This window comes from Rheinheimera sp. A13L (assembly GCF_000217935.1).
GTDB lineage: Bacteria > Pseudomonadota > Gammaproteobacteria > Enterobacterales > Alteromonadaceae > Pararheinheimera.
Genome location: NZ_AFHI01000008.1, coordinates 56,941 through 78,482 on the forward strand (window position 1 = coordinate 56,941; position 21,542 = coordinate 78,482).

21 protein-coding genes are annotated in these 21,542 nt (G+C 46.0%); 11 read left to right on the forward strand and 10 right to left on the reverse strand.

Annotated features, from left to right (window positions below):
* Positions 1-72 precede the first annotated feature (72 nt).
* The 3 genes from trxA to RHEIN_RS05510 all read left to right on the forward strand — a co-directional run bounded on the left by trxA (position 73) and on the right by RHEIN_RS05510 (position 3,209).
* Positions 73-399 carry a thioredoxin TrxA gene (gene trxA, locus RHEIN_RS05500; protein ID WP_008897982.1) on the forward strand — a complete coding sequence of 109 codons (327 nt, stop codon included), beginning with the start codon at positions 73-75 and terminating at the stop codon, positions 397-399.
* A gap of 194 nt (positions 400-593) precedes the next feature.
* The gene (rho, locus tag RHEIN_RS05505) at positions 594-1,862 is read left to right on the forward strand and encodes a transcription termination factor Rho (RefSeq protein WP_008897983.1); all 1,269 of its coding nucleotides are present in this window, start codon (positions 594-596) and stop codon (positions 1,860-1,862) included.
* 51 nt (positions 1,863-1,913) lie between these two features.
* A complete protein-coding gene (locus tag RHEIN_RS05510; protein ID WP_008897984.1) occupies positions 1,914-3,209 on the forward strand; it encodes an NAD(P)/FAD-dependent oxidoreductase in 1,296 nt (431 codons plus the stop codon).
* A gap of 7 nt (positions 3,210-3,216) precedes the next feature.
* Here the strand turns inward: RHEIN_RS05510 and RHEIN_RS20325 are convergent, their stop codons facing one another.
* The 6 genes from RHEIN_RS20325 to RHEIN_RS05540 all read right to left on the reverse strand — a co-directional run bounded on the left by RHEIN_RS20325 (position 3,217) and on the right by RHEIN_RS05540 (position 9,186).
* Positions 3,217-4,098, reverse strand: coding sequence for a TIGR02285 family protein (locus RHEIN_RS20325; RefSeq protein ID WP_008897985.1), 882 nt, complete (start codon positions 4,096-4,098; stop codon positions 3,217-3,219).
* Positions 4,099-4,224: 126 nt separating this feature from the next.
* Complete coding sequence (gene deoA / locus RHEIN_RS05520; protein WP_008897986.1) at positions 4,225-5,541, reverse strand: thymidine phosphorylase; 1,317 nt, start codon at positions 5,539-5,541, stop codon at positions 4,225-4,227.
* 14 nt (positions 5,542-5,555) lie between these two features.
* Positions 5,556-5,978, reverse strand: coding sequence for a cytidine deaminase (locus tag RHEIN_RS05525; RefSeq protein WP_008897987.1), 423 nt, complete (start codon positions 5,976-5,978; stop codon positions 5,556-5,558).
* A gap of 101 nt (positions 5,979-6,079) precedes the next feature.
* Entirely contained in the window at positions 6,080-7,261 is a 1,182-nt protein-coding gene (locus tag RHEIN_RS05530; RefSeq protein ID WP_008897988.1) for an MFS transporter, read from the reverse strand.
* Between the two features lie 9 nt (positions 7,262-7,270).
* The gene (locus tag RHEIN_RS05535) at positions 7,271-8,053 is read right to left on the reverse strand and encodes an amidohydrolase (protein ID WP_008897989.1); all 783 of its coding nucleotides are present in this window, start codon (positions 8,051-8,053) and stop codon (positions 7,271-7,273) included.
* Positions 8,029-9,186, reverse strand: a complete 1,158-nt coding sequence (locus RHEIN_RS05540) for a methionine aminotransferase (protein WP_008897990.1) — start codon at positions 9,184-9,186, stop codon at positions 8,029-8,031. Before RHEIN_RS05540 ends, RHEIN_RS05535 begins: the two co-directional genes overlap by 25 nt.
* 106 nt (positions 9,187-9,292) lie before the next feature.
* On the opposite strand from RHEIN_RS05540, the gene RHEIN_RS05545 reads away from it, so the two are divergent.
* From RHEIN_RS05545 to RHEIN_RS05560, 5 genes are all read left to right on the forward strand, one after another.
* Entirely contained in the window at positions 9,293-9,916 is a 624-nt protein-coding gene (locus RHEIN_RS05545) for a class II aldolase/adducin family protein (protein WP_008897991.1), read from the forward strand.
* A gap of 187 nt (positions 9,917-10,103) precedes the next feature.
* A complete protein-coding gene (locus RHEIN_RS05550) occupies positions 10,104-10,988 on the forward strand; it encodes a LysR family transcriptional regulator (protein ID WP_008897992.1) in 885 nt (294 codons plus the stop codon).
* 272 nt (positions 10,989-11,260) lie between these two features.
* A complete protein-coding gene (locus RHEIN_RS05555) occupies positions 11,261-11,791 on the forward strand; it encodes a hypothetical protein (RefSeq protein ID WP_008897993.1) in 531 nt (176 codons plus the stop codon).
* Positions 11,792-11,864: 73 nt separating this feature from the next.
* Positions 11,865-11,996, forward strand: a complete 132-nt coding sequence (locus RHEIN_RS21350) for a hypothetical protein (protein WP_008897994.1) — start codon at positions 11,865-11,867, stop codon at positions 11,994-11,996.
* Between the two features lie 431 nt (positions 11,997-12,427).
* A complete protein-coding gene (locus RHEIN_RS05560) occupies positions 12,428-12,850 on the forward strand; it encodes a DUF3010 family protein (protein WP_008897995.1) in 423 nt (140 codons plus the stop codon).
* Between the two features lie 78 nt (positions 12,851-12,928).
* Here RHEIN_RS05560 and RHEIN_RS05565 read toward each other — a convergent pair whose 3' ends face one another.
* Positions 12,929-14,320, reverse strand: a complete 1,392-nt coding sequence (locus tag RHEIN_RS05565; protein WP_008897996.1) for an alanine/glycine:cation symporter family protein — start codon at positions 14,318-14,320, stop codon at positions 12,929-12,931.
* Positions 14,321-14,542: 222 nt separating this feature from the next.
* Between RHEIN_RS05565 and RHEIN_RS05570 the strand changes: the two genes are divergently transcribed.
* Positions 14,543-15,682 carry an alkaline phosphatase family protein gene (locus tag RHEIN_RS05570; protein WP_008897997.1) on the forward strand — a complete coding sequence of 380 codons (1,140 nt, stop codon included), beginning with the start codon at positions 14,543-14,545 and terminating at the stop codon, positions 15,680-15,682.
* Here the strand turns inward: RHEIN_RS05570 and gloA2 are convergent.
* Positions 15,618-16,040: an SMU1112c/YaeR family gloxylase I-like metalloprotein gene (gloA2, locus tag RHEIN_RS05575; RefSeq protein WP_237704342.1), complete on the reverse strand. Its 423-nt coding sequence runs from the start codon at positions 16,038-16,040 to the stop codon at positions 15,618-15,620. The genes RHEIN_RS05570 and gloA2 overlap by 65 nt on opposite strands.
* A gap of 45 nt (positions 16,041-16,085) precedes the next feature.
* Positions 16,086-16,730 carry a GTP cyclohydrolase I FolE gene (folE, locus tag RHEIN_RS05580; RefSeq protein WP_008897999.1) on the reverse strand — a complete coding sequence of 215 codons (645 nt, stop codon included), beginning with the start codon at positions 16,728-16,730 and terminating at the stop codon, positions 16,086-16,088.
* Positions 16,731-17,248: 518 nt separating this feature from the next.
* On the opposite strand from folE, the gene RHEIN_RS05585 reads away from it, so the two are divergent.
* Entirely contained in the window at positions 17,249-19,207 is a 1,959-nt protein-coding gene (locus tag RHEIN_RS05585; RefSeq protein WP_008898000.1) for a tetratricopeptide repeat protein, read from the forward strand.
* 244 nt (positions 19,208-19,451) lie between these two features.
* Positions 19,452-20,237 carry a hypothetical protein gene (locus RHEIN_RS05590; RefSeq protein ID WP_139056411.1) on the forward strand — a complete coding sequence of 262 codons (786 nt, stop codon included), beginning with the start codon at positions 19,452-19,454 and terminating at the stop codon, positions 20,235-20,237.
* A 450-nt stretch (positions 20,238-20,687) separates the two neighbouring features.
* Here RHEIN_RS05590 and mazG read toward each other — a convergent pair whose 3' ends face one another.
* Positions 20,688-21,476, reverse strand: a complete 789-nt coding sequence (gene mazG, locus RHEIN_RS05595; RefSeq protein ID WP_008898002.1) for a nucleoside triphosphate pyrophosphohydrolase — start codon at positions 21,474-21,476, stop codon at positions 20,688-20,690.
* Positions 21,477-21,542 lie beyond the last annotated feature (66 nt).

Here is a 21,542-nt window from a genome sequence, read left to right on the forward strand (position 1 = left end):
GCAATAAGAAACAGTCCGGATAAAATTGACAATACTTTTTTATAGTTACGCCCAAAGCAATTGGAGAATGAAATGAGTGAACATATTCTGCAGGTGTCAGACGACAGCTTCGAAACCGACGTGTTAAAAGCTGCTGAGCCTGTTCTGGTCGATTTTTGGGCTGAGTGGTGTGGTCCGTGCAAAATGATTGCACCTATCCTCAACGAAGTAGCGCAAGAATACGCAGGTAAAGTAACAGTGGCTAAGGTTAATATTGACCATAACCCTGGCACACCACCAAAATTTGGTATTCGTGGTATCCCAACTTTACTGTTATTTAAAAATGGTCAGGTTGCAGCGACGAAAGTAGGTGCTCTGTCCAAAACTCAGTTAAAAGAGTTTTTAGACAGCAATATCTAGGCTTGTAACAAAAAGGCGTATTTTTTATACGCCTTTTTGTTTTTTACGGCTGGACGACTGAAAATTATCCTGCTAATGTGTAACGCAGCAACAAATCCCTGTAACCACGCTTTTCCGTTGACTAAACCTAAGCCTACTTCCTTTTAATCAGCGGCAAGCAATTTAATTCTGTTTGACCAACAAGAACCCATCATATGCATTTAACCGAACTAAAACTGAAGCCTATTAACGAGCTGGTTGATTTAGCCGAGTCTATGGGCCTGGAAAACATGGCCCGCTTGCGTAAGCAAGACATTATTTTCGCTATCCTGAAATCCCACGCCAAAAACGGCGAAGAGATTTTTGGCGACGGCGTTGTTGAAATCCTGACCGATGGCTTCGGTTTCCTGCGTTCTTCAGACAGCTCCTATTTGGCTGGCCCGGACGACATTTACGTCTCACCAAGCCAAATCAGACGCTTTAACCTGCGTACTGGTGACACCATTTCTGGCTTAATTCGCCCGCCAAAAGAAGGCGAACGTTATTTTGCATTGCTAAAAGTGAACGAAGTGAACTTCGGTCGCCCTGAGCAGGCACGTAACAAAATTCTGTTTGAAAACTTAACGCCGCTGCACGCCAATTCCCGTTTACGGATGGAACGTGGTAACGGCAGTAAAGAAGACATCACAGCACGCGTATTAGATTTGGCTTCGCCTATTGGCCGTGGTCAACGTGGTTTGATTGTGGCACCGCCAAAAGCTGGTAAAACTATACTGTTGCAAAACATTGCCCAGTCTATTGCAGCCAATCACCCTGAATGTGTGCTGATGGTATTGTTGATTGACGAACGTCCGGAAGAAGTCACCGAGATGCAGCGTCTGGTTAAAGGTGAAGTGGTTGCTTCTACCTTCGACGAACCAGCCAGCCGCCACGTTCAGGTTGCTGAGATGGTGATTGAAAAAGCCAAGCGTTTAGTTGAACACAAAAAAGACGTGATCATTTTACTCGACTCCATCACTCGTTTAGCCCGTGCTTACAATACTGTGATCCCAAGCTCAGGCAAGGTGTTAACAGGTGGTGTGGATGCCAACGCCTTACACAAACCAAAACGCTTTTTTGGTGCGGCCCGTAACGTGGAAGAAGGTGGCAGCTTAACCATTATCGCTACTGCTTTGGTCGATACCGGCTCGAAGATGGACGAAGTGATTTACGAAGAATTTAAAGGTACAGGTAATATGGAATTACACCTGTCCCGTAAAATTGCTGAACGTCGTATTTTCCCGGCTATTGAATTTAACCGTTCAGGCACCCGTCGTGAAGAACTGCTGGCGTCGCCGGAAGAGCTGCAAAAAATGTGGATCCTGCGCAAAATTCTGCATCCAATGGATGAAACAGATTGCATGGAATTCCTGATCGATAAACTGTCGATGACCAAAACCAACGACGAGTTTTTTGATTCGATGAAACGGCAAAAAAATAGTTAATCCCCAGAAAACCGGCCTCGTTGCCGGTTTTTTTTATGTGAGAATACAGAGATGATAAGCCCGCAGATCGTAGTCATTGGTGGTGGTGCCGGTGGACTGGAATTGGCAACCCGCCTTGGTAATAAATTTGGCCGCAAGGGCAAAGCAACTATTACCCTTATCGACAGAAACTCCACTCATATCTGGAAACCTTTATTACACGAAGTCGCTACCGGTACTCTGGATGTGGATATTGATCAGGTGACTTACCGTGCTCATGCCAGAGCTCATGGTTTTGACTTTCAGCTGGGCACCTTTACCGGATTAGACAGAGCACAACGTCAGGTTACCTTAGCCCCTGTGCTGGATGAAGCTGGCGAAGTTGTGCTGGAAGAGCGCCGTATTCATTACGATTATCTGGTGCTGGCGATTGGTAGTATCTCTAATCACTTCAATACCCCAGGTGTGCAGGAACATTGTATTTTCCTCGACAGCCCGGCTCAGGCCAACCGTTTCCACCGCCGCTTGCTTGAGGCCTATTTAAAACTGAACTCGCCTTTGCATCCGAAAGACAACCTGAATATCGCCATAGTTGGCGCAGGCGCTACTGGCGTTGAACTGGCAGCAGAGTTGCATCATGCCGCTGCCGAGTTGAATTTGTACGGCTTTAACGATATGAAACGTGACCGCTTAAAAATCTCAGTGATTGAAGCCGGCCCTCGTATTTTACCTGCTCTGCCGGAACGTATAGCCGCAGCAGCGCACAAAGAATTACTCAAATTGGGTGTGGATGTTCGGGTCAATACCAAAGTTACAGCAGCGGATGAAAATGGTTTGCAGCTGGGTGACGAACATCTACCAGCTGAGCTGATGGTCTGGGCTGCTGGTATTAAAGCGCCGGATTTCTTAAAAGACTTAGATGGTTTAGAAACCAACCGTATTAATCAACTGATGGTATTGCCTACACTACAAAGCAGCATAGACAGTCAGATTTATGTGATAGGTGACTGTGCCGGTTGTCCGTTGCCGGATAACAAATGGGTGCCACCACGTGCTCAGTCTGCGCACCAAATGGCCAGCCATGTCGCCAAAAACCTGACTGCAGCCTTAAGCGGTAAAGCCCAATCGGCTTACCACTACCGAGATCACGGCTCACTGATTTCGTTGAGCCGTTTTGGTACTGTGGGCAATCTGATGGGAAATCTGGTGGGTGGCGCCATGATGATAGAAGGCCGTATTGCCCGGCTGGCTTATATCTCCCTCTATCGTATGCACCAGGTGGCCTTGCACGGCTGGTTCCGTACTATAGTGATTTCGGTGATAGGTAAAATCAACAAAATCATCAGACCACGATTAAAGCTGCATTAATACCTGATTACCTTTCACTAAAGCGGGTTTCAGCTTGCTCAGGTACAAAATGCCTGTTTTGCTGAAATCCGTTATAGTGAGGTTCCAACAGCTGCTGTTCCTGCTCCGAAAACCAACGGTACATGGCATTTTTGTATTCGGTTTTTTGTTTTAATTCGCTCAGTGCCTGATCAATATCTGTAATCCAGCCTTTGCCTGTTGCCGATTTTGAACAACTGACATAGGTGTAAGAAAAGCCCGGAATGTCAGCTATAGGTTTGAATTCAAGTTGGAGGTCCTGCCCTGCTTCTATACTGAAAAAACGTAAACGGTTTGGATAATCCACTACATAATCAACTCTTTTTGCAGCCAATAACTGAGCCGGATTCATGGTGGTCATGGAACTGCTGCCCAGATTACTGCCTTCTTTATTAATCTGCTCAGCAATAACAACAGGATAAGCTCTGTCATTTTCAATCAGACCCAACAGATCCGCATCCTTCACCAGTGTTTCCATCTGTACAGACTGAACTGAGTTCAGCCTGTTAAGCTTGCGCTGATTGGGTAAAATATTGATGGCCAGGTTAGGTAACATGCCGGCAGGCTGAGAAAAATAAGTGCGTTTATCCCGCTCTGGCGTATAACGTAAGCCAAAGGTGCAATGATTTTCGCTGGTAGTGGCCGACACTTTAACGATACGGGCCTGATGGATTTGATTGATCTGATGCTGATACTGCGGCAACGCTTTAATCAATTGACTCAACATCAAATCAAAAGAACCTTGTCCGGCATAAGGTCCTTCACTGATACGATAAGGTGGCCAATGGCTGGTGTACCAGACCATTGAGGGTTGAGCAGAGGCAAAGAATGCCCATAACATCAATACGATACAACCACTTAACTTCTTCATCCAGCCTCCCTGCAAAGAAGCCAGTACATTAACAAATGCTTTGATCAGCAACAAGGCCACTCGTCGCAAGCCCAACAGCAAAAAAGCCACATCAAGTGGCTTTTTTATAAACAAAAACGCTGATGATTAATCAATCACTAAATGAATAATTGGATCAATAGTCGCTGCTGTTGTTTCAATGGTTAAGGCCGCCAGGTATTCAGCTTTGGCATGTTCTGCGGCTTCGGTTGTATCGGCATGAACCCTGGCCAACAGGTCGCCTGCGACCACTTTTGCGCCCAAAGCTTTGACGTCGCTGAAACCCACAGCCATATTGATCACCTGATCCGGGTGAGCACGGCCACCGCCTAAACGCACCACAGCCATACCAATAGCAGTGGTGTCGGCTTTGTTCAGATAACCAGCTACAGGTGACGTGATATCCAGCACCACTTTGGCTTTGGCCAGATACAGCTCCGGTTTTTCCAGTAAGTCTGCTGGTCCGCCCTGAGCCGCCACCATTTTGCTGAAAATCTCCGCTGCTTTACCTGAAGTTAAGCTCTGCTCCAAAGCAGCTATAGCGCTGGCTTTATCTTTAAACAAGCCGCCTAATTGCAACATGCTAGCACCCAGTTCTAAGGTCACCTGATGCAAACGAGACTCACGGTATTTGCCGGTCAAATAATCCAGAGTTTCCAGTATTTCCAGCGCATTACCAGCGGTAGCACCCAAGGTCTGGTTCATATCTGTGAGTAAAGCCTGAGTGGGTACACCAGCGCCTTTGGCCGTGTTCACTATGCTTTTTGCCAAAGCTGAAGCATCGGCAACATTTTTCATAATAGCGCCAGAGCCAATCTTCACATCCATTGTCAGCGCTTGCAGGCCAGCGGCCAGTTTTTTCGACAAAATAGAAGCGGTGATCAAAGGAATAGATTCGACAGTGGCAGTAACATCACGGATCAAATACAAACGCCGGTCAGCAGGAGCCAGCTCGCCACTTTGCGACACGATAACGCAACCTTGTTGTTTCACTAACTGCTGAATTTTATCCAGCGGTTGCTGGCACTGATAACCCGGAATAGCTTCCAGTTTGTCGATAGTACCACCGGTATGGCCTAAGCCACGACCTGCAATCATAGGCACATAAGCGCCACAGGCTGCAATCATAGGTGCCAGCATTAAACTGACTTTATCACCCACACCGCCTGTACTGTGTTTATCCACCACTGGGCCATCCAGCATCTCTGTCCAGTTCATCACTGCACCTGAATGCTGCATAGCACGGGTTAAAGCCACAGTTTCCGCTGTGCTCATGCCGTTCAGATAAATCGCCATAGCCAATGCTGCGGTCTGGCCTTCACTGAAGCTCTGGTCCGTTAGGCCACGGACAAATTGCTGTATAGCCGCTTCTGTCAAAGCGCCACCATTACGTTTTTGTTTAATAATTTCCTGAGGTAATAACACTATGCACTCCAGAGTCAGATTTTTTTGCTATTGGCCAGAAACAAAGGGGTAAAAGCGCTGGGTAACAATTGTTCCAGCGTCCATTCCTGCTGTTGTTCTAAATGATTGCAGCTGCGTACCGGACTGTCCGGCGTAAAAAACTCAGCGATCACCTGACGACAAATGCCACAAGGCGGGGTGAGCTGATCTTGTGGTGTGTAGACCATCAGGCCAACAAACTGACGCTCACCGGCCACTACAGCAGCAGCTATAGCATTACGTTCGGCACAAATAGTGCCGCCATAAGACGCGTTTTCAACATTACAACCAGAATAGATTTTGCCACTGCTGGCTTGTACTGCGACACCTACCGGAAATTTGCTGTAAGGCGCATAGGCCTGTTCGGATGCTGCTTTGGCAGCGAGGGCTAATTCAGCCCATTGAATACTTGTAGTCATAGTTTAAATTTTTGCAGGTCATACGGCCTTAGGTTATGCGCCTAAAGCCGCTCAGAATCAAGAGCCAGCTGGTGATAAAACCAACAAATGCAGCAAAAAAGTTAAACTTGTACTGCTTGCGTATGTTTTTTATGCAACAAATAGCTGAAATAACTGACAGTGCCCAAAAGCCAGACGGCCAGTATAGGGATCAGCCAATAGGCTGTGGCGATGCCCACTTGCTGAGCCGCTAAACCTGTGCCCAAAGCTGCCGCCTGATAACCAATGGCACCGCCAATATTGGCAAGACCAGACAATACAGGACCGTTGTCACTGTCCAGATCCATAGCGGCCGTTAACATCAGCGGGAATATTGCGCCTAAACCAAAACCCAAAGCAAAGTTACCTAATTGCAATAAAGCGGGTACAGCGGTGATTTTTACTAAAACAGCACCACAAAAGGCACAAATCACCAGCATCATCAGCAACTGCGCGCTGCTAAACCAACGTAAAAATAATGAAAAACTTAACCGGCTCAGCACCATACCGCCGGTAAAAAAGGCAAAAATTAAGCGCGACTGCTCAGTACTTAAAGCTAAACCCTGGCTGGCATAAGTGACAAACCAATTGCCATGGCCCCACTCCACTGCACCATAACCAAACATCATTAAAGCCAAAGCAAAAAATACCGGTTTTTTCATCACCTGACGGTACGACAAACTGCCTTTGGTGTACGTCATATGAGCAGGACTTTGATGGGTACGGCCCAGATACCAGGCATAAGCTGCTGTACCTGCCAGCATCAGGGCTAATAAACGCAGCGGCCAGCGCCAGTCTTCAATACCCCAATACAACACCACCACATACAAAGGTGCAGCTAAAGTGCCTAAGCTGAACATAAAATCCATAAAACCCATCATACGAGCGCGTTTTGCCACATAAAGCCGGGCGATCAGGGTATGACCTATAGTAAAGAGGCCTGAACAGGTCAAACCCAAAGCAAAGACAAAAACCAATAACAAAGGCCAGAACTGCACCAGAGACGCACCGATAATCAGCACCACCAGCGTCAGTAACAACACGGCAAACAAGGGCACAAATTCAAATTTTTGCACATATTTTCCGCCTAAAAAGGCACCGGTAATAGAACCCATCGACAGACAGGCAAAAAACAACCCACTGGCAGCGGGCGACATCTGCAGTTGCTTCATCATATCGGGCAACAAAATGCCCCATAAAATACTGAGTAAACCCAATAACATAAAACTTAAATACACCAGTACCGTCACCTGCCGCTGATACATGGGTTCTCCCTAAAATGAAGGCGTGAATACAAAAGAGTCTGCGTCCAGATAAGCTGGAAATTTCTGTTTAAATTGCTGCAAGGCGGTTAAATCCAGTTGTGCAAGCACTACACCATTTTGGCTGATGGGCAGCTCAGCCTGAATTTGACCAAAATAATCCACCACCATGCTGTCACCGCTGTAACTTAAGCCGTTGTCATCTGAACCAATACGGTTACAACCCAATACATAAGCCTGATTTTCAATAGCCCGGGCTTGCAATAAAGTGCGCCAGACCTGACGCCGTGGTTCGGGCCAGTTCGCCACATAAATCAGCACATCGTAATCCTGCTGATTACGGGCAAAAACCGGAAAACGTAAGTCGTAACAAACCTGCAAACAAAACCGAAAGCCAAGGTAAGAGACGATCACCCGCTCTGTACCCGCCTGATAATGTTGTGGCTCGCCCCCCATCCGGAATAAATGGCGTTTATCGTAAAACTGCACTGCGCCGTCAGGGCTAACAAACAAAAATCTGTTAAAAATCTGGCCTTGTGCAGCAATAGCCACAGAACCACAAATAGCAGCAGCTGATAACTTAGCTTGCTGCTGCATCCATTGCACTGTAAGCCCTTCCATAGCTTCAGCAATAAGAGTTGAATCCATGCTAAAACCTGAATTAAACATCTCTGGCAGGATAAAAAGCTGCACATCTTTATGCTTTTGGATCTGCTGCTCAAAGTACTTTTGGTTTGCAGCACTGTTCTGCCAAACCAGTTCGGACTGAATTAACGCAACCTGGATAACTGACATAAAATCTCCGTCGCCAAAGTTAAAGTCTGAGGCTCTTTGGCAAAACAAAAACGAATTATACGCTGACTGGGTGGTTGTCGGTAAAACACCGACAACGGAATAGCGGCCACTTTATGCTCGCGGGTTAACCAGTGACAAAATGCCACATCATCTAAATCGCTGAATGCACTGTAATCCGCCAGTTGAAAATAACTGCCACGACAAGGTAATAAACTCCAGGCCGAATTCGCTAAGCCCAGCCGGAACTGATCACGTTTTTGTTGATAAAAAGCGGCCAGCCCTTTCACCTCATCTGGCTGTTCAGTCAGTAATTGGGCTATCGCATGCTGAGCTGGTGTAAAGCTGGAGAAAGTGACGTACTGATGAATTTTACGAAATTCCGTAGTCAGCTCAACCGGAGCTACGGCATAACCTAGCTTCCAGCCGGTGACATGAAAGGTTTTACCAAAAGACGAAACTATCACTGTGCGATCAGCCAGTTCAGGGTACTGATTGGCACTGTGTTGCGGCTGACCATCAAATACCAGATGCTCATACACTTCGTCGCTGATGCAATACAAACGGTGTTTTAACACCAGCGCCTGCAACGCTAACCAATCCTGATGACTGAATACCGCCCCTGTTGGGTTATGCGGGCTGTTGACTATAATCAACCGAGTTTTTTTGCTGATTTGTTTTTCCAGCTGAGCCCAATCCACCTGGTACAAAGGCGGCAGCAAAGGCACATGCACAGTAAAACCGCCCGCCAGCTCCACAGCAGGTTGATAACTGTCATATGCAGGATCAAAGACGATCACTTCATCACCGGCACGAACCAAAGCCTGAATAGCCACAAATAAAGCTTCAGTGGCACCACTGGTGACTGTAATTTGCTGCTCAGCACAAAGCTCCCGTTGATAACAGCTTTGCACCAAAGCAGCGATTTGTTGTCGCAGCGCCAGAACACCGGGCATGGGCGCATACTGATTCAGGCCTGCCTGAGCTGATGCCGTCAATAACTCGATCAGTCGAGGGTTGGATGGAAAATCAGGAAAACCCTGAGATAAATTAATAGCCTGATGCTCTGCTGCCAACTGCGACATTTGGCTGAAAATAGTGGTACCTAAGGCGGGTAATTTACTTTGTAACTTCATAAGTTAATCTCAAAACAGCACAAAAACAGTACAAAACTGACTGGCCTGACAATGGAACGAATGCTATCATCCAGACAGTTTCATGTGTAGACGTCTAAACATCAAGATGAATCAATCTCTGCAAACACATCAATTAAACCCTTATGCGATCCAGCTTTGTACTTTAGGCCGCTGGATAACACAGCGCCAATGGTTGCCTTGTGGCAGCGGACTTTTTTCTGTTCGCACCTCAGAGCATAGCGCGCTTTTCACTGCGGCTGATAAAGATAAAAGCGAGTTAAGCCCTGCTGATTTAGTGTCGTACCATTGGGCAAACCCAAACGAAAGGGATACCGCAACAGCTATCCATCAGTTTTTGTATCAGTTAAAGCCTCAACATAAAGTAGTGCTGCAAACTCATGATCTGCAAGCGACGGTGTTCTCCCGCTTAATCAAAGCAGACCAGCATCTGTTTGTAGGCTACGAATTGCAGCAGCAAGTAGCGGCCACTGCAGCACAACGCAGCTGTTGCCCTCTGGCTATTTTGGATCCACAAAGTACCGAGCTTACTTTGCAGGAATTGCACCAACGCTTTGAGCGCGAAACTTTAGCTTATGCCTTTTTGATCCGTGGCCATGGCCTTTATGTCTGGGGAGACAGTATTGACAGCGCGAAGCGGCATCTGGAAACATGGCAATTTTTAATTGCCTGCGAATTGGAACGCATTAAAGCGAGCGCTTTGTTGAATTAATCACCACCACAAGCTGCCGGCAATTTATAGCTGCACTGACTACATTGCTTCATTTTGGTGCACCACTGACCGCAGCAGGGTCAGCCCCTGCGCGACAGGGTAAAAAACTTATTGGTAATCAAAGGTATGCACTTGTGGTTCCATTTTTGCTTAAGTTCTGCGTCTTTGGTAACAATTGTGAATCCCTATGGCCATCCATAGCTCGATGCGCGGCCTGCGCTGTTTTTGTGTCGCCGCCGACTGTTTAAGTTTTAAAGAAACCGCCCGCCAGCTGTATCTGACCCCTTCTGCGGTCAGCCATCAAATTAAACAGCTGGAATCTGAGCTTGGGCTGGACTTGTTTTTGCGGCAAACCCGGTCAGTAGAGCTGACAGCTCAAGGTAAAGCCTTTTATCAGGCATTGCTGCCTTTGATGCGGGAGCTGGAACAAACCTTACGTACTTTTAGCCAGCAGAAAAACCCGACTGAAATCAGCATTTCGATGCCGGAGTTTTTTGCCAGTGAGCTGTTTGTGCCACGTTTAGTCGGCTGGTCAGAACAACATCCGGATATCAACCTGAAAGTTGAAACCATTAAATCGCGGCAGGATCCGGCTAAACATACCGATCTGCAAATTTTATTGGCCAGCAGTAAACCCAGCGACAAAATAGCCTACGAGTTATTTCCGATAAGCTATGTCCCGGCCTGTAACCCGGCTTTATATCAGCAACTCAGCAGTTTGGGTTTTGAGGCTTTAACCAAAGTGCCTTGTCTGGTGCACCAGGCCAGACCCTGGTCCTGGCATCAATGGGCTGAACAGTTGGAAATGGAAGTATTTACCCCTAAACAGGTGATCCAGCTCGACAGTATGTTCAGCGTAGCGCGGGCAGCTCAGCAAGGATTAGGTATAGCTCTGGTGCCCTGGCCTATCAGTCATTCCTGGTTTGCCAGCGGCAGCTTAAAGCGTTTGTTTAGTGAAGAACTGGAAAGCCGCGATAAATATTATCTGGTGCAACACGAAACCGATCCAAATAAACCACAAATCCAGTTGCTGGTGGATTGGATTTTACAAAGTTTCCAGCGCACTGGCTGAGCCAGACTACTGCTAATCAGAGCTTTTGCGGCCTACAGGGATGTAAGCCTGCAGCAGCCCGTCTGTTGCTAAATTTCAATTTTAATTCCTGTCCAACAGCTTGTTTTAACCACAGAGCCAACCCAATCATGCCTTCCGAAAACCGGACAGATGAATTTTGCTCACCTGTCAGGTGGATTTATATCCTTTGTCAGTTCGCCAGTAACTTTCTAAAGTAAGCACAGTGCAGTGAACAACCTGCACTTTAAAATGAAATTACTGGAGAGTGAATTATGAAAGCGACATCCTTTAGCTTTGGCAAAAAAGTAGCAGTGATGCTGTTGGCCTCAAGTTCTTTTGTCGCCACAGCAACCACCGGCGGTTTCAAAATGGTGTTAATTGAAGACACCCCGGGCGTTAGCAAAATTAAAGCTGGTCTGTATCAGGAAGGTGTTGCAGAAGCAGCAGCAGCTACAGAAAAGCAGGCTGATGCATTCAGCAAACATATGAGCTTATGTGTGGCATACACTCATATGGCGGAGTTTAAACAGGCAGAGCAAGCATGCAGTTCAGCCATTTATGCCGCCCGTCGCGCCGAAGGCACAGACAGCAGCTACAAACGCGAAATGCGCTCTTTTGCTCACACTAACCGTGGTGTGGCCCGTTTGATGGGTCAGGATCCTGTTGCAGCTTTAGCTGATTTTCAACAGGCCACCACATTAGAGCAAAGCGAAATCAATCAGCACAACCTGGCGCTTTTAAATGAAAAGATTAAAGCCGTCAGCCCTGTGTACACAGCGTCAACCTTAAAAGTGACAGACTGAAAAGGTATTGTCATCTAAAGACACTAAACTGGGCGCCGTTCACTTAAGCGCCCGGGTTTAGAAGGAGACTGATATGTCATTCCATATACCGCAAGATCATGATGTTTATGAGCATTGGTTAAATTGGTTGTTACAGCACTGGTCTTTTTACCGACAGCTTTCGGTAAGCCAGTGGGATATCGAAAACGAAGATTTTCAGCAGTAAAAGACTGTGATTGCAATTCGCGTGGCTCCCCGGCCTGAATTGAAGTTGCTGTCTGAAATCACTGTGAGCAGACAAACCGCCCCCCTGTCAGGTTTGTCTGCTTTTTTATTATACCCGTCGTACTTGCAGCCGCAGCGTTGTTGACTGCGTGCTTTCGCCCAAGTCGCATAGTGGACTATGCTCCCCGGGTCTCAATCCCTTGTCGCCTAGCTGCAACAGCAATTACTTAGGGTTTATCCCCGCCCGTACATTTGGCATTGGTTTGAACGCGCGACGGGCGGGGACAAGCCCGCGCCCTACAGCAGCCACACAGGCGAGATAAACCTGCGCCCCTACAATTGGCATTGGTTTGAACCCCAAACATTTGGCTATAGTTTTTCCTTATTAAGCTGTCATAATATCCCCAACTTGAGTTAGTCAGAGAAATCCTTATGCGCGTTTGTGGTGTTGAAATGAAAGGCAGTGAAGCCATTTTGTGTTTATTGGCTGTAGATAGCGGTCTGTTTGATATTCCGGATTGCCGCACTGTGCGTTTGCCGCTGTTAAAAGATCAGGACAGCGAGCAGATGAAAAAATTTCAGTTTGTCTTTGCCAAGCTGGCAGAAGACTACAAAATCGACACTTTTGTGATCCGTGAACGGCCACAAAAAGGCAAGTTTGCCGGTGGTGCTATAGGCTTTAAAATGGAAGCAGCGCTGCAGTTGTTGCCTGATGTGAACACCGAAATTCTGACCAGCTCTTTTATTAAAGAGCAACTGGCGCGTCATCCTGTGCCTATCGTATTTAAAGAAACGGGTTTAAAAGGTTTTCAGGAAACGGCTTTTATTACAGCCTACGCTTACCTCGCTAAGTAAGATCCGGCTTTAAACAAAAAGGCAGCAATCTCTTGCTGCCTTTTTCGTTTTAGAGCTTTGTGCTTCAGCGCTTATGTTTTAACCCTTATGTTTTAAAAGGTAGGCTTTTAAATCCTGCTTCACTTCCGGCAATAACAAATACAAGGCCAGAATATTGGGCACTGCCATTAAAAAAATCATTGAGTCGATAAAATCAAACACGGCCAGCATATTAGGCACAGCGCCAATAGCCACGACTGAACAAAACAGCACTTTAAAACTGCGCTGGGTAAAATCGCTGTGACCAAAGAGGTAAGTCCAGGACTTTAAGCCATAAAAAGACCAGCTCACCACAGTGGAATAGCCAAATAACAATAGCGCCACCATCAGCACCAGCGGGAACCAGTCAAACACAGAGCCAAAAGCAGCGGAAGTCATTTGCACCCCATCTAAACCTGGCTGCAAATACACACCACTGACCACTATCACCAGTGCCGATATAGTACAAATCACCACTGTGTCGATAAAAGGCTCCAGCAAACCAACAAAACCTTCAGACACAGGATCTTTAGTACGGGCCGCCGAATGCGCTATAGGGGATGAACCTATACCGGCTTCGTTGGAATAAGCAGCACGACGAAAGCCCTGAATAATTACACCTATCACACCACCATAAGCAGCTTCGGGTGCAAAAGCACTGTGTAATATGGTCCAGACTGCAGCAGGAATAGCATCAAAGTGCAGCACCAAAAATACAAAAGCGGCCGACAAATAAATAGCGCACATCAAAGGCACTAATTTACTGGTAACACGGGCAATACTTTGAATACCACCTACGATCACCAGCCCCACTAAAAACGAATACACCAGGCCAAACACCCAGGCATTGTTGAAACCTGTCACTAATTTAACCTGAGAAAAGCCCTGATTCACATGGACAAAACCAGCAGAGCCAAAGACGCAGGCAATAGCAAAAAAAGCAGCTAAAAAACTGCCCAGCCGTGGCAGGCCATATTTATCCAACGCCGCTTTGATGTAATACATAGGGCCACCAGAGGTCGAACCATCAGCGTTATAAACCCTGTATTTCACCGCCAGCGTGCATTCCACAAACTTAGTGGTCATGCCCAAAAAGCCCGCCACTATCATCCAGAAGGTAGCGCCAGGTCCGCCCAAAGCAATGGCCACAGCCACGCCAGCAATATTGCCTGTGCCCACTGTGCCGGATAAAGCCGCTGACAACGCCTGAAACTGGGTGATCTCACCTTTAGCGGTTTTATCGGCGTAATCCCCCCGCAGTACACGGATGGCATGGCGAAAACCGCGGATATTGATAAAACCTAAATAACAGGTAAAGACCACAGCGCCCAGCACCAGCCACAACACAGTGACAGGCAAAGCAGCACCATTAACAGGAATGGCATAAAACACTAGTGAGGCTATGGCAGAACTCAGCCATTCAAAGGCCTGCTGAAAACTAAAATCGGACATACACACGCACCTTGGATAAAGGCCCTTCAGGGCTTATGACCGCCTGATATACATCCAGACGGCTATTTTTATAGAGGACTATCTTCAGCGCTGAACAGAAGCAACGCAAGCTTTTTTAACCTCGCCAACCATCCTGTCACCGAATTGCCATGGCTTTAAAGCTTTATTGTCATCTTCTGCTGGCAGTATCAGCCCCAATCCACTGCTGTTGGGGGCTTACTGATGAAGTTAAACTGGCTTATCGGCTTGTTGGTCCTGTTACCTCTTAGTGTAAAAGCAGAACCTAAAGTAGTACTGGTGAGTATAGATGGTGTGCGCTGGCAGGAAGTCTTTGCCGGAGCAGACCCAAAACTTTATCAGCAGCCAGAGTGGGTCAAAACACCAGAACTGATCCGCCCTTTTACACCAGGCAAAGCAGAGCTGTTAATGCCCTTCTTGCATAACACAGTCAAGCAACAAGGCATTACAGTAGGCGACCGTACTCAGGGTTCACAGATCAATGTGAGCAACTCGTATCAGATTTCTTACCCTGGTTATCAGGAATTACTGGCCGGTTTTGCCGACCCCGCTATTCGCAGCAACCACAAAATAGCTAACCCCAATGTCACAGTGCTCGAATGGCTAAATCAACAGCCACAACTACAGCATAAAGTGGCAGCTTTTGGTTCATGGGAGTTATTCCCTTATATTTTGAATACAGAGCGTTCAGGCCTGACGGTCAATGCCGGTTTTATGCCAGAGCAAGGCAAACTCAGCGAAAAACAACAGTACCTGAACCAGTTGCAGGCCAAAACGCCCAGCCCTTTTGCGACTGTGCGGCTGGATGTTTTTACTCAGGAATTTGCACTGGAGCATATGCGCTTACATAAACCTAAATTGCTGTATATAGCCCTGGGCGAAGCCGACGATTTTGCCCATTTAGGCCAATACGATCAGTATCTGGCGGCTATTCACCGCAGCGATCAGTTTATTGCCGACTTATGGCAGGAATTACAAAACGACCCTTATTACCGTGACCAAACCACTTTATTGATCAGCACTGATCATGGTCGTGGTGAAGCAGCCCAGTGGCGATCTCATGGTAAAGCTGCTGCAGTACCGGGTTACAAAGGCCCAAAACCTCAAATTGCAGGTTCAGAACAGGTGTGGCTGGCGGCTATAGGGCCAGGCATTCCGGCCGCAGGTTTAATACGTACAACACAAAGCTGGCAACAAGGCCAGATGGCCGCAACTATGGCGGCGGCTCTGGGTTTTGATTATCAGGCAGTACAACCTAAAGCTGCACCTGCTTTTGAGTTTAACGCCTCAGCTCAGCTGGCAGTATCTGATATAACTCCAGCGGCAAACCGTCAGGGTCTTTAAAAAAGGTATAAGCACGCTCTGTGTAAGGGTCTATCCGTACTGGCTCTACTGCAATGCCATGCTGTTCTAAATACGTGACCACCTGAGCTACATCCAGCACCTGAAAGGCCAGATGGCGTAAACCCTGAGCTTCAGGTGTGCTGGGCCGAGGCTGTGGATTGGGAAAAGAAAATAACTCGAGCTGACAACCATCAGGCAGCTGCAAGTCCAATTTGTAAGACAAACGTTCAGCCCTGTAGTGTTCAGCCAAAACTGTCAGACCCAGAATTTCAGTGTAAAAATGTTTTGAGCGCTGATAGTCACTACAAATCAGCGCCACATGGTGAATACCGGCCAGCATGCTTTTAGTCTCTGGCAATAATACTACTTGCCAGTGTGCCAGTTGAAGAAGGGATCAGCCAGCTTAAAACTTCGATAAAAACTCAGAACGTGTTCCGGCATTGGTTTTAAAGGTTCCACCCAAAGCCATAGTTTTAGTGCTGGAACTGGTATCCATAACACCACGGGATTTCACACAATAATGCACAGCATCAATACTGACAGCCACATCCTTCACACCCAACAAAGCTTGTAACGACACCTGAATTTGCTGAGTTAAACGCTCCTGCACCTGCGGCCGCTGCGCAAAAAACCGCACTATACGGTTCAGCTTCGACAAACCAATAATTTTCTGGCCCGGTATATAAGCCACAGTAGCAGTGCCATCTATAGTGACAAAATGATGCTCGCAGGTGCTGGTAAAACTAATGTTTTGCACCTTCACCATTTCTTCAGTGCGCATCTTATTGTCGATCATCGAAATCTTCGGAAAAGTGCTGTAATCCAAACCAGAAAACACTTCATCCACATACATTTTGGCAATACGGGCAGGCGTTTCCGCCAGACTATCATCTGTTAAATCCAGCCCAAGGGTATGCACCACCTGCGTCATCAATTCAGTTAAACGCTGTTTTTTCTGATCATTCGACAGACCATTATCCAGCATAGGCGTTTCCAGCCCAGCAGCTTCCAGAGCGCTGCGCACCACTAAAGCAGATTCAGTTAACATAAAAGCTCTCGCCGCTTGTTATCAATAGTCAATATTATACGCAGACCACAGAGTATTGGTTTAGTTTGGTGAATAAGTTGTTAAAGCGGGATGATGTGCCGCCTCTGATATCTGGAAAACAGGGCTTCAGTCGTCTAAAACCTTAGACAATAACTGGTTAAATCTTCAGCTGTGGCGCTTGAGTGAATTGAAGCACAACTTGCGTATGGCCTTTATAAACTTTGTCAGAATCCATTTAGCGGGGTTTAGAAAAAAACATTGAACAACAGGTACATTGGCGCTAGTTTGATATAAGTAAAAATCAGGAAAGAAGGCAAATAAATGTTCGGCTTGTGGGCGCGGAGCCTTCCGGTAAGCATTATTCCTACAACCCATTAAATCGAGATAACTGAATGGATAGTAGCAAGTTCCCCCAAGACTACCGACCAGCGGGATGCCTTAGGTTTTGGGAGGAGGATTACAGGCAAAATATAGCTCATTCAACATTACTACAATTGACTATGTGATGAGGTCGTAACATGAGTGATTCTTTTGATAAGCTTCCCAAACGCCCGCAACAACACAAAACGGAAAGCAGAGCGGTCAACGCGTTACGATTACAATTAAGCGATCAATTGTTTTTGGAGCAAAGTTGTTCCGATGAAAAAGATTACGGTACAGATATTCACATTGAAGCCATGACCTCGGACAGTGCAACCAATATCCGCATTCACACCCAAGTAAAAGGAACAGAAAGTAACTTAAATAATGATGGATCTCTCAGTATCTCGGATATTGATATCGCTAACGTTAATTACTTATTCCGGCAACCGCATTCTTTATACATTGGCTACCATGTTCCTTCGGGACAATTATTTTTTAAGGTGGTTGAAGATCTTATTCGAGATTTGGAGCACACTAATCCTGCATGGCGTCAGCAGGACACCATTACGGTTCGGTTTCGGGACCTGTTTACACCAGAGGCACAAACCTGTTTTCACAAACGCGTCATTGCTAGCGCAAAAATACGGGACCAAGACAGGCTGAATTTACTCAATACGCCCCCAGAACATTTATTGAGGGTTATGGAAGAATATGTTCCTAACATTGACGTTCCAAACGATAAACAGCTAGCTCTTACCTATCTTCGCGAATTATATGATAAAGGGCACGATGCCATCATAAGTAAGGCACATAATCAATTTTCAGCGATATTAGATTCAGGAGATATCCAAGAATTTGGTTTAGTCTATTTAGCAGAAATCAACTTGGCGGTATGCCACCGGCCGTATTCTAACGACATTATTCGACAAGCAATTCCCGTTCTTGAGTCAAACAATACCAACCCCAAAATAAATCTTGCAGGCAATTATTACAATTTAGGTAATGCCTACTTAGGATTGAAAGACTACCCAAAAGCCCGACGTAATTTTATTATCTCACTTAGGAAATTTGGTGAAAGAAAAGCTTTTAAAGCACAGTGCCACAAAAACCTTGGTGGCTGTTATCAGGAAATGGGCAGACCAAAAAAAGCCTTTCGGCACTACCAGCAAGCAATAGCTTTATCACCTCAGTTAGTTGAAGCTCATTTTTCTCTTGGTATGTGGCATCTTCGCGAAAATAATTTTGCTGAAGCGCTCGATCATCTGGACAGAGTCACGATCTCTGATAACAAACACGTTAAAACTGCGACCCTTCAAGGTTGGCGAGCTGACGTACTGTTCAATCTAGGAGAATATAGATCGGCTTTCCGTGAGGTCAACGCACTATTGCTCGAAGCGGATAAAGAGCAATGGATTTGGCCTTGGTGTTACCAGCTAATTCTAAAACATCGATCCGAAGACACATACTATTATCAATACGCGCTGACGTTTTGGGAAAAATTTATCGAATGCTTCCCTAGCAGATTTCAAGGTCATTATTACAAAATACTTACTATCTTTCGTCTGAAGCAGCTAGGTGTTTCCAATCAATATACCTTTGATTCTTTTAAAGAATTGATAACGGTATATGCTTCAGAACATATGGAAAATGTGAGCTTCCTGTGGGATCGTGCTGGCCATTGGGCTCAGTATGACGGTGATTGGCTCAATGCTTTAAAGTGCTATCAAAAGGCCTATGAAAAAGAGCCCAGCAAATACGGTTATTGCCTTGCCGTGTCCCTAATTAATACCGAAAAATATCAGGAGGCTATTGATATCCTTGAAAATCCAAGTCTGGATCACGAAATAGATGGTTTATATTTCAATCAGCTAGCCTCCGCTAAAATACAAATCGGTGACCTTGAAGGTGCAATAGGGAATTATCGCCAAAGTATTGAGATTGAGTCAGACTATCACTTGCCTTGGTTTGAGCTAGCAGGTTGTTATTGTAATGCTAGACAATACCCGGAGGCTAAGCACTACTTTGAATACGCCATAACCAACTTCCCTAATGAAACTGAATATGTAGATCGCGCAAATATGGCTTTAGAATTTATAGCGTCAATGGGCTACTAGAAACCTTCATGGTCTAGTATTTTCCCGTACCCTGAATTTAAAGTGATTTAGTTTTTTACTATAAATGTCTGTTTAAGCGTATGCTTTTTAAGTAGTTACAACGTTAGCAACGTCTCTTACTGAGATGAATTACATACTCAAATCTCGAGCGTATTTCGGGCATTTGCCATGTTGACGTTTCTTAGGGCAAGGGCACGACTTGACCCTATGGGGTGAGCCCATTAGGCAAACAATGGAGAGTATATTGAAAATCGTAATTTTTATTATGGCAATTTGTCTATTTTGCTGTGGAGCGTATTTTAGTTTGATTGATCAAGTCGCCGCAGCCACTGCTACATACGGCGCTGCGATATTAGCTTTAATATTCGCATTTTTGACGGAATTCAAAACTTTTAAAGGGCTTGGTATTGAGGCAGAGCTTTTAGATAGAAAAATAGAAGAAGCAGATGACCTAATTAGTCGACTGAGAGGCATAACAATCCCAATTGCTGAAATGTTGCTTTCATCAACAGCAAGGATGGGGCGTTTAGGAACCATAATGCCTCGCAGACAACGATACGGATTGCTGAATCAAATTGAACGTGAACTTCAGAAGTGTGGTGTCTCTTTAGAACAACTTGAAGCGGCTAAAGTTGACTGGCATTTTTTCAATACTTTTGATTTAGCTACACCGATCTTTCAGCAATTAATCAAAGTACTCAAAAATCGTCAAAGCGAGCATCAAGAAAAATTCAAAGGTTTTGGCACAATCACCCCAGACAAATATGAAGCACATGAGGCATTGTGTAAAAGAAATGGAGAGATCCATAAAGAAATAGAATTTATCAAAGACATGTGGCAACAAAGAGACCAAACCAAAATGGTCGAATCAGTTAAAAACTTTATAGTTAGCTCCACTGTACTGCTAGATAGTGACAGGGCTGAACTTAGTGGGGCGCTTAAAGAAGAGCTTTTAGATCTCGAACATTACATCCAGTCGAAACAGTTTCGTCGTCCAGATGTTTGGTTTGAAAGTGACGATTCACTTTAAATAAGTATGTATAACAAGCAGTTAAAATGGGATTGGCAACGCGTTTTTTTTCCAAATGAGAAATTGTGCTTAAGATTGTTATGGTTGAGTTTAGCTAGTTTACGTTGTCGGATCCCGTTAATATCGGGAAATATTTGACAGCAACGTTTGCGACCAATTATTTCCAACTACTGGCACCAAATCCCCATTGGGTCGCGTTTTATGAATTGCATCCCTGCAATTCACCCTGCGGGCCAGCCTTCGGCTGTTAGAAAGTGCTTCCTGCACTTTCTTGCTTTGGATACTTTCTTTTGGCTACGCAAAAGAAAGCGGCTCGCCAAAGGCGAAAGCTTTGAAGTCAATGCTTTATCTGAATTGTTGCTGCACGTTGCCCTGTTGTACTGCCGCTTCGCGTCGAGTACAACCTACAGCTTCGAGGCGATTAGAACCTACGCCGTTCAACACAAGCCTTTATGCTTTCCCCAGCTTCTCCTGCCTCTTCACCCTCTCCCACAACCCATCCATTTCTACCAGATTACTCTGCGCCGGACTAGAGCCTTGATCCACTAAAGCCTGCTCCACCTGCCGGAAACGTCGTTCAAACTTCTGATTGGCCTGACGCATTACTTTTTCCGGATCAAAACCTTGTTTACGCACTACATTCACCAGCGCAAACATCAAATCACCCAACTCTTCTTCCAGTTCAGCTGCTCCTGCAGGTAATTCAGCCACTTCCTGAATTTCTTCCTGCACTTTATCCCATGCACCTTGTACATCAGGCCAGTCAAAACCCACCTGGGCACAACGTTTTTGCAGTTTGTAAGCACGGCTTAAAGCAGGCATGGCGAGTGGAATATTATCCAGCACAGAGGTTTTGCCAGAGGCAGTGCGTTCTGTGGTTTTGATGGCCTCCCAGTTTTGCAGCACAGCTTTGCTGCTGTCTAAATTCATATCGGCAAAGACATGAGGGTGGCGGCGGATCAGCTTGTCGTTAATGGCGGCAGCGCAATCGTCAAACTCAAAACGACCTTCTTCTTTGGCTATCTGAGCGTAAAACACCACCTGGAATAATAAGTCGCCCAGCTCGTCTTTAAGCTCAGCATAGTCTTCACGGGCTATAGCGTCAGCCACTTCATAGGCTTCTTCCAGCGTATAAGGCACTATGGTCTGGTAGCTTTGTTCTTTGTCCCATGGGCAGCCGTTTTGTGGGTCCCGAAGTCTGGCCATGATGGTTAATAATTGCTGAAGTGGTTGTGACACAGTTTGTCCTGCAGAAGAAGCAACCGGAGCTAAAACTCCGGTGCTGTTGGTTGTTCAATTCATCAG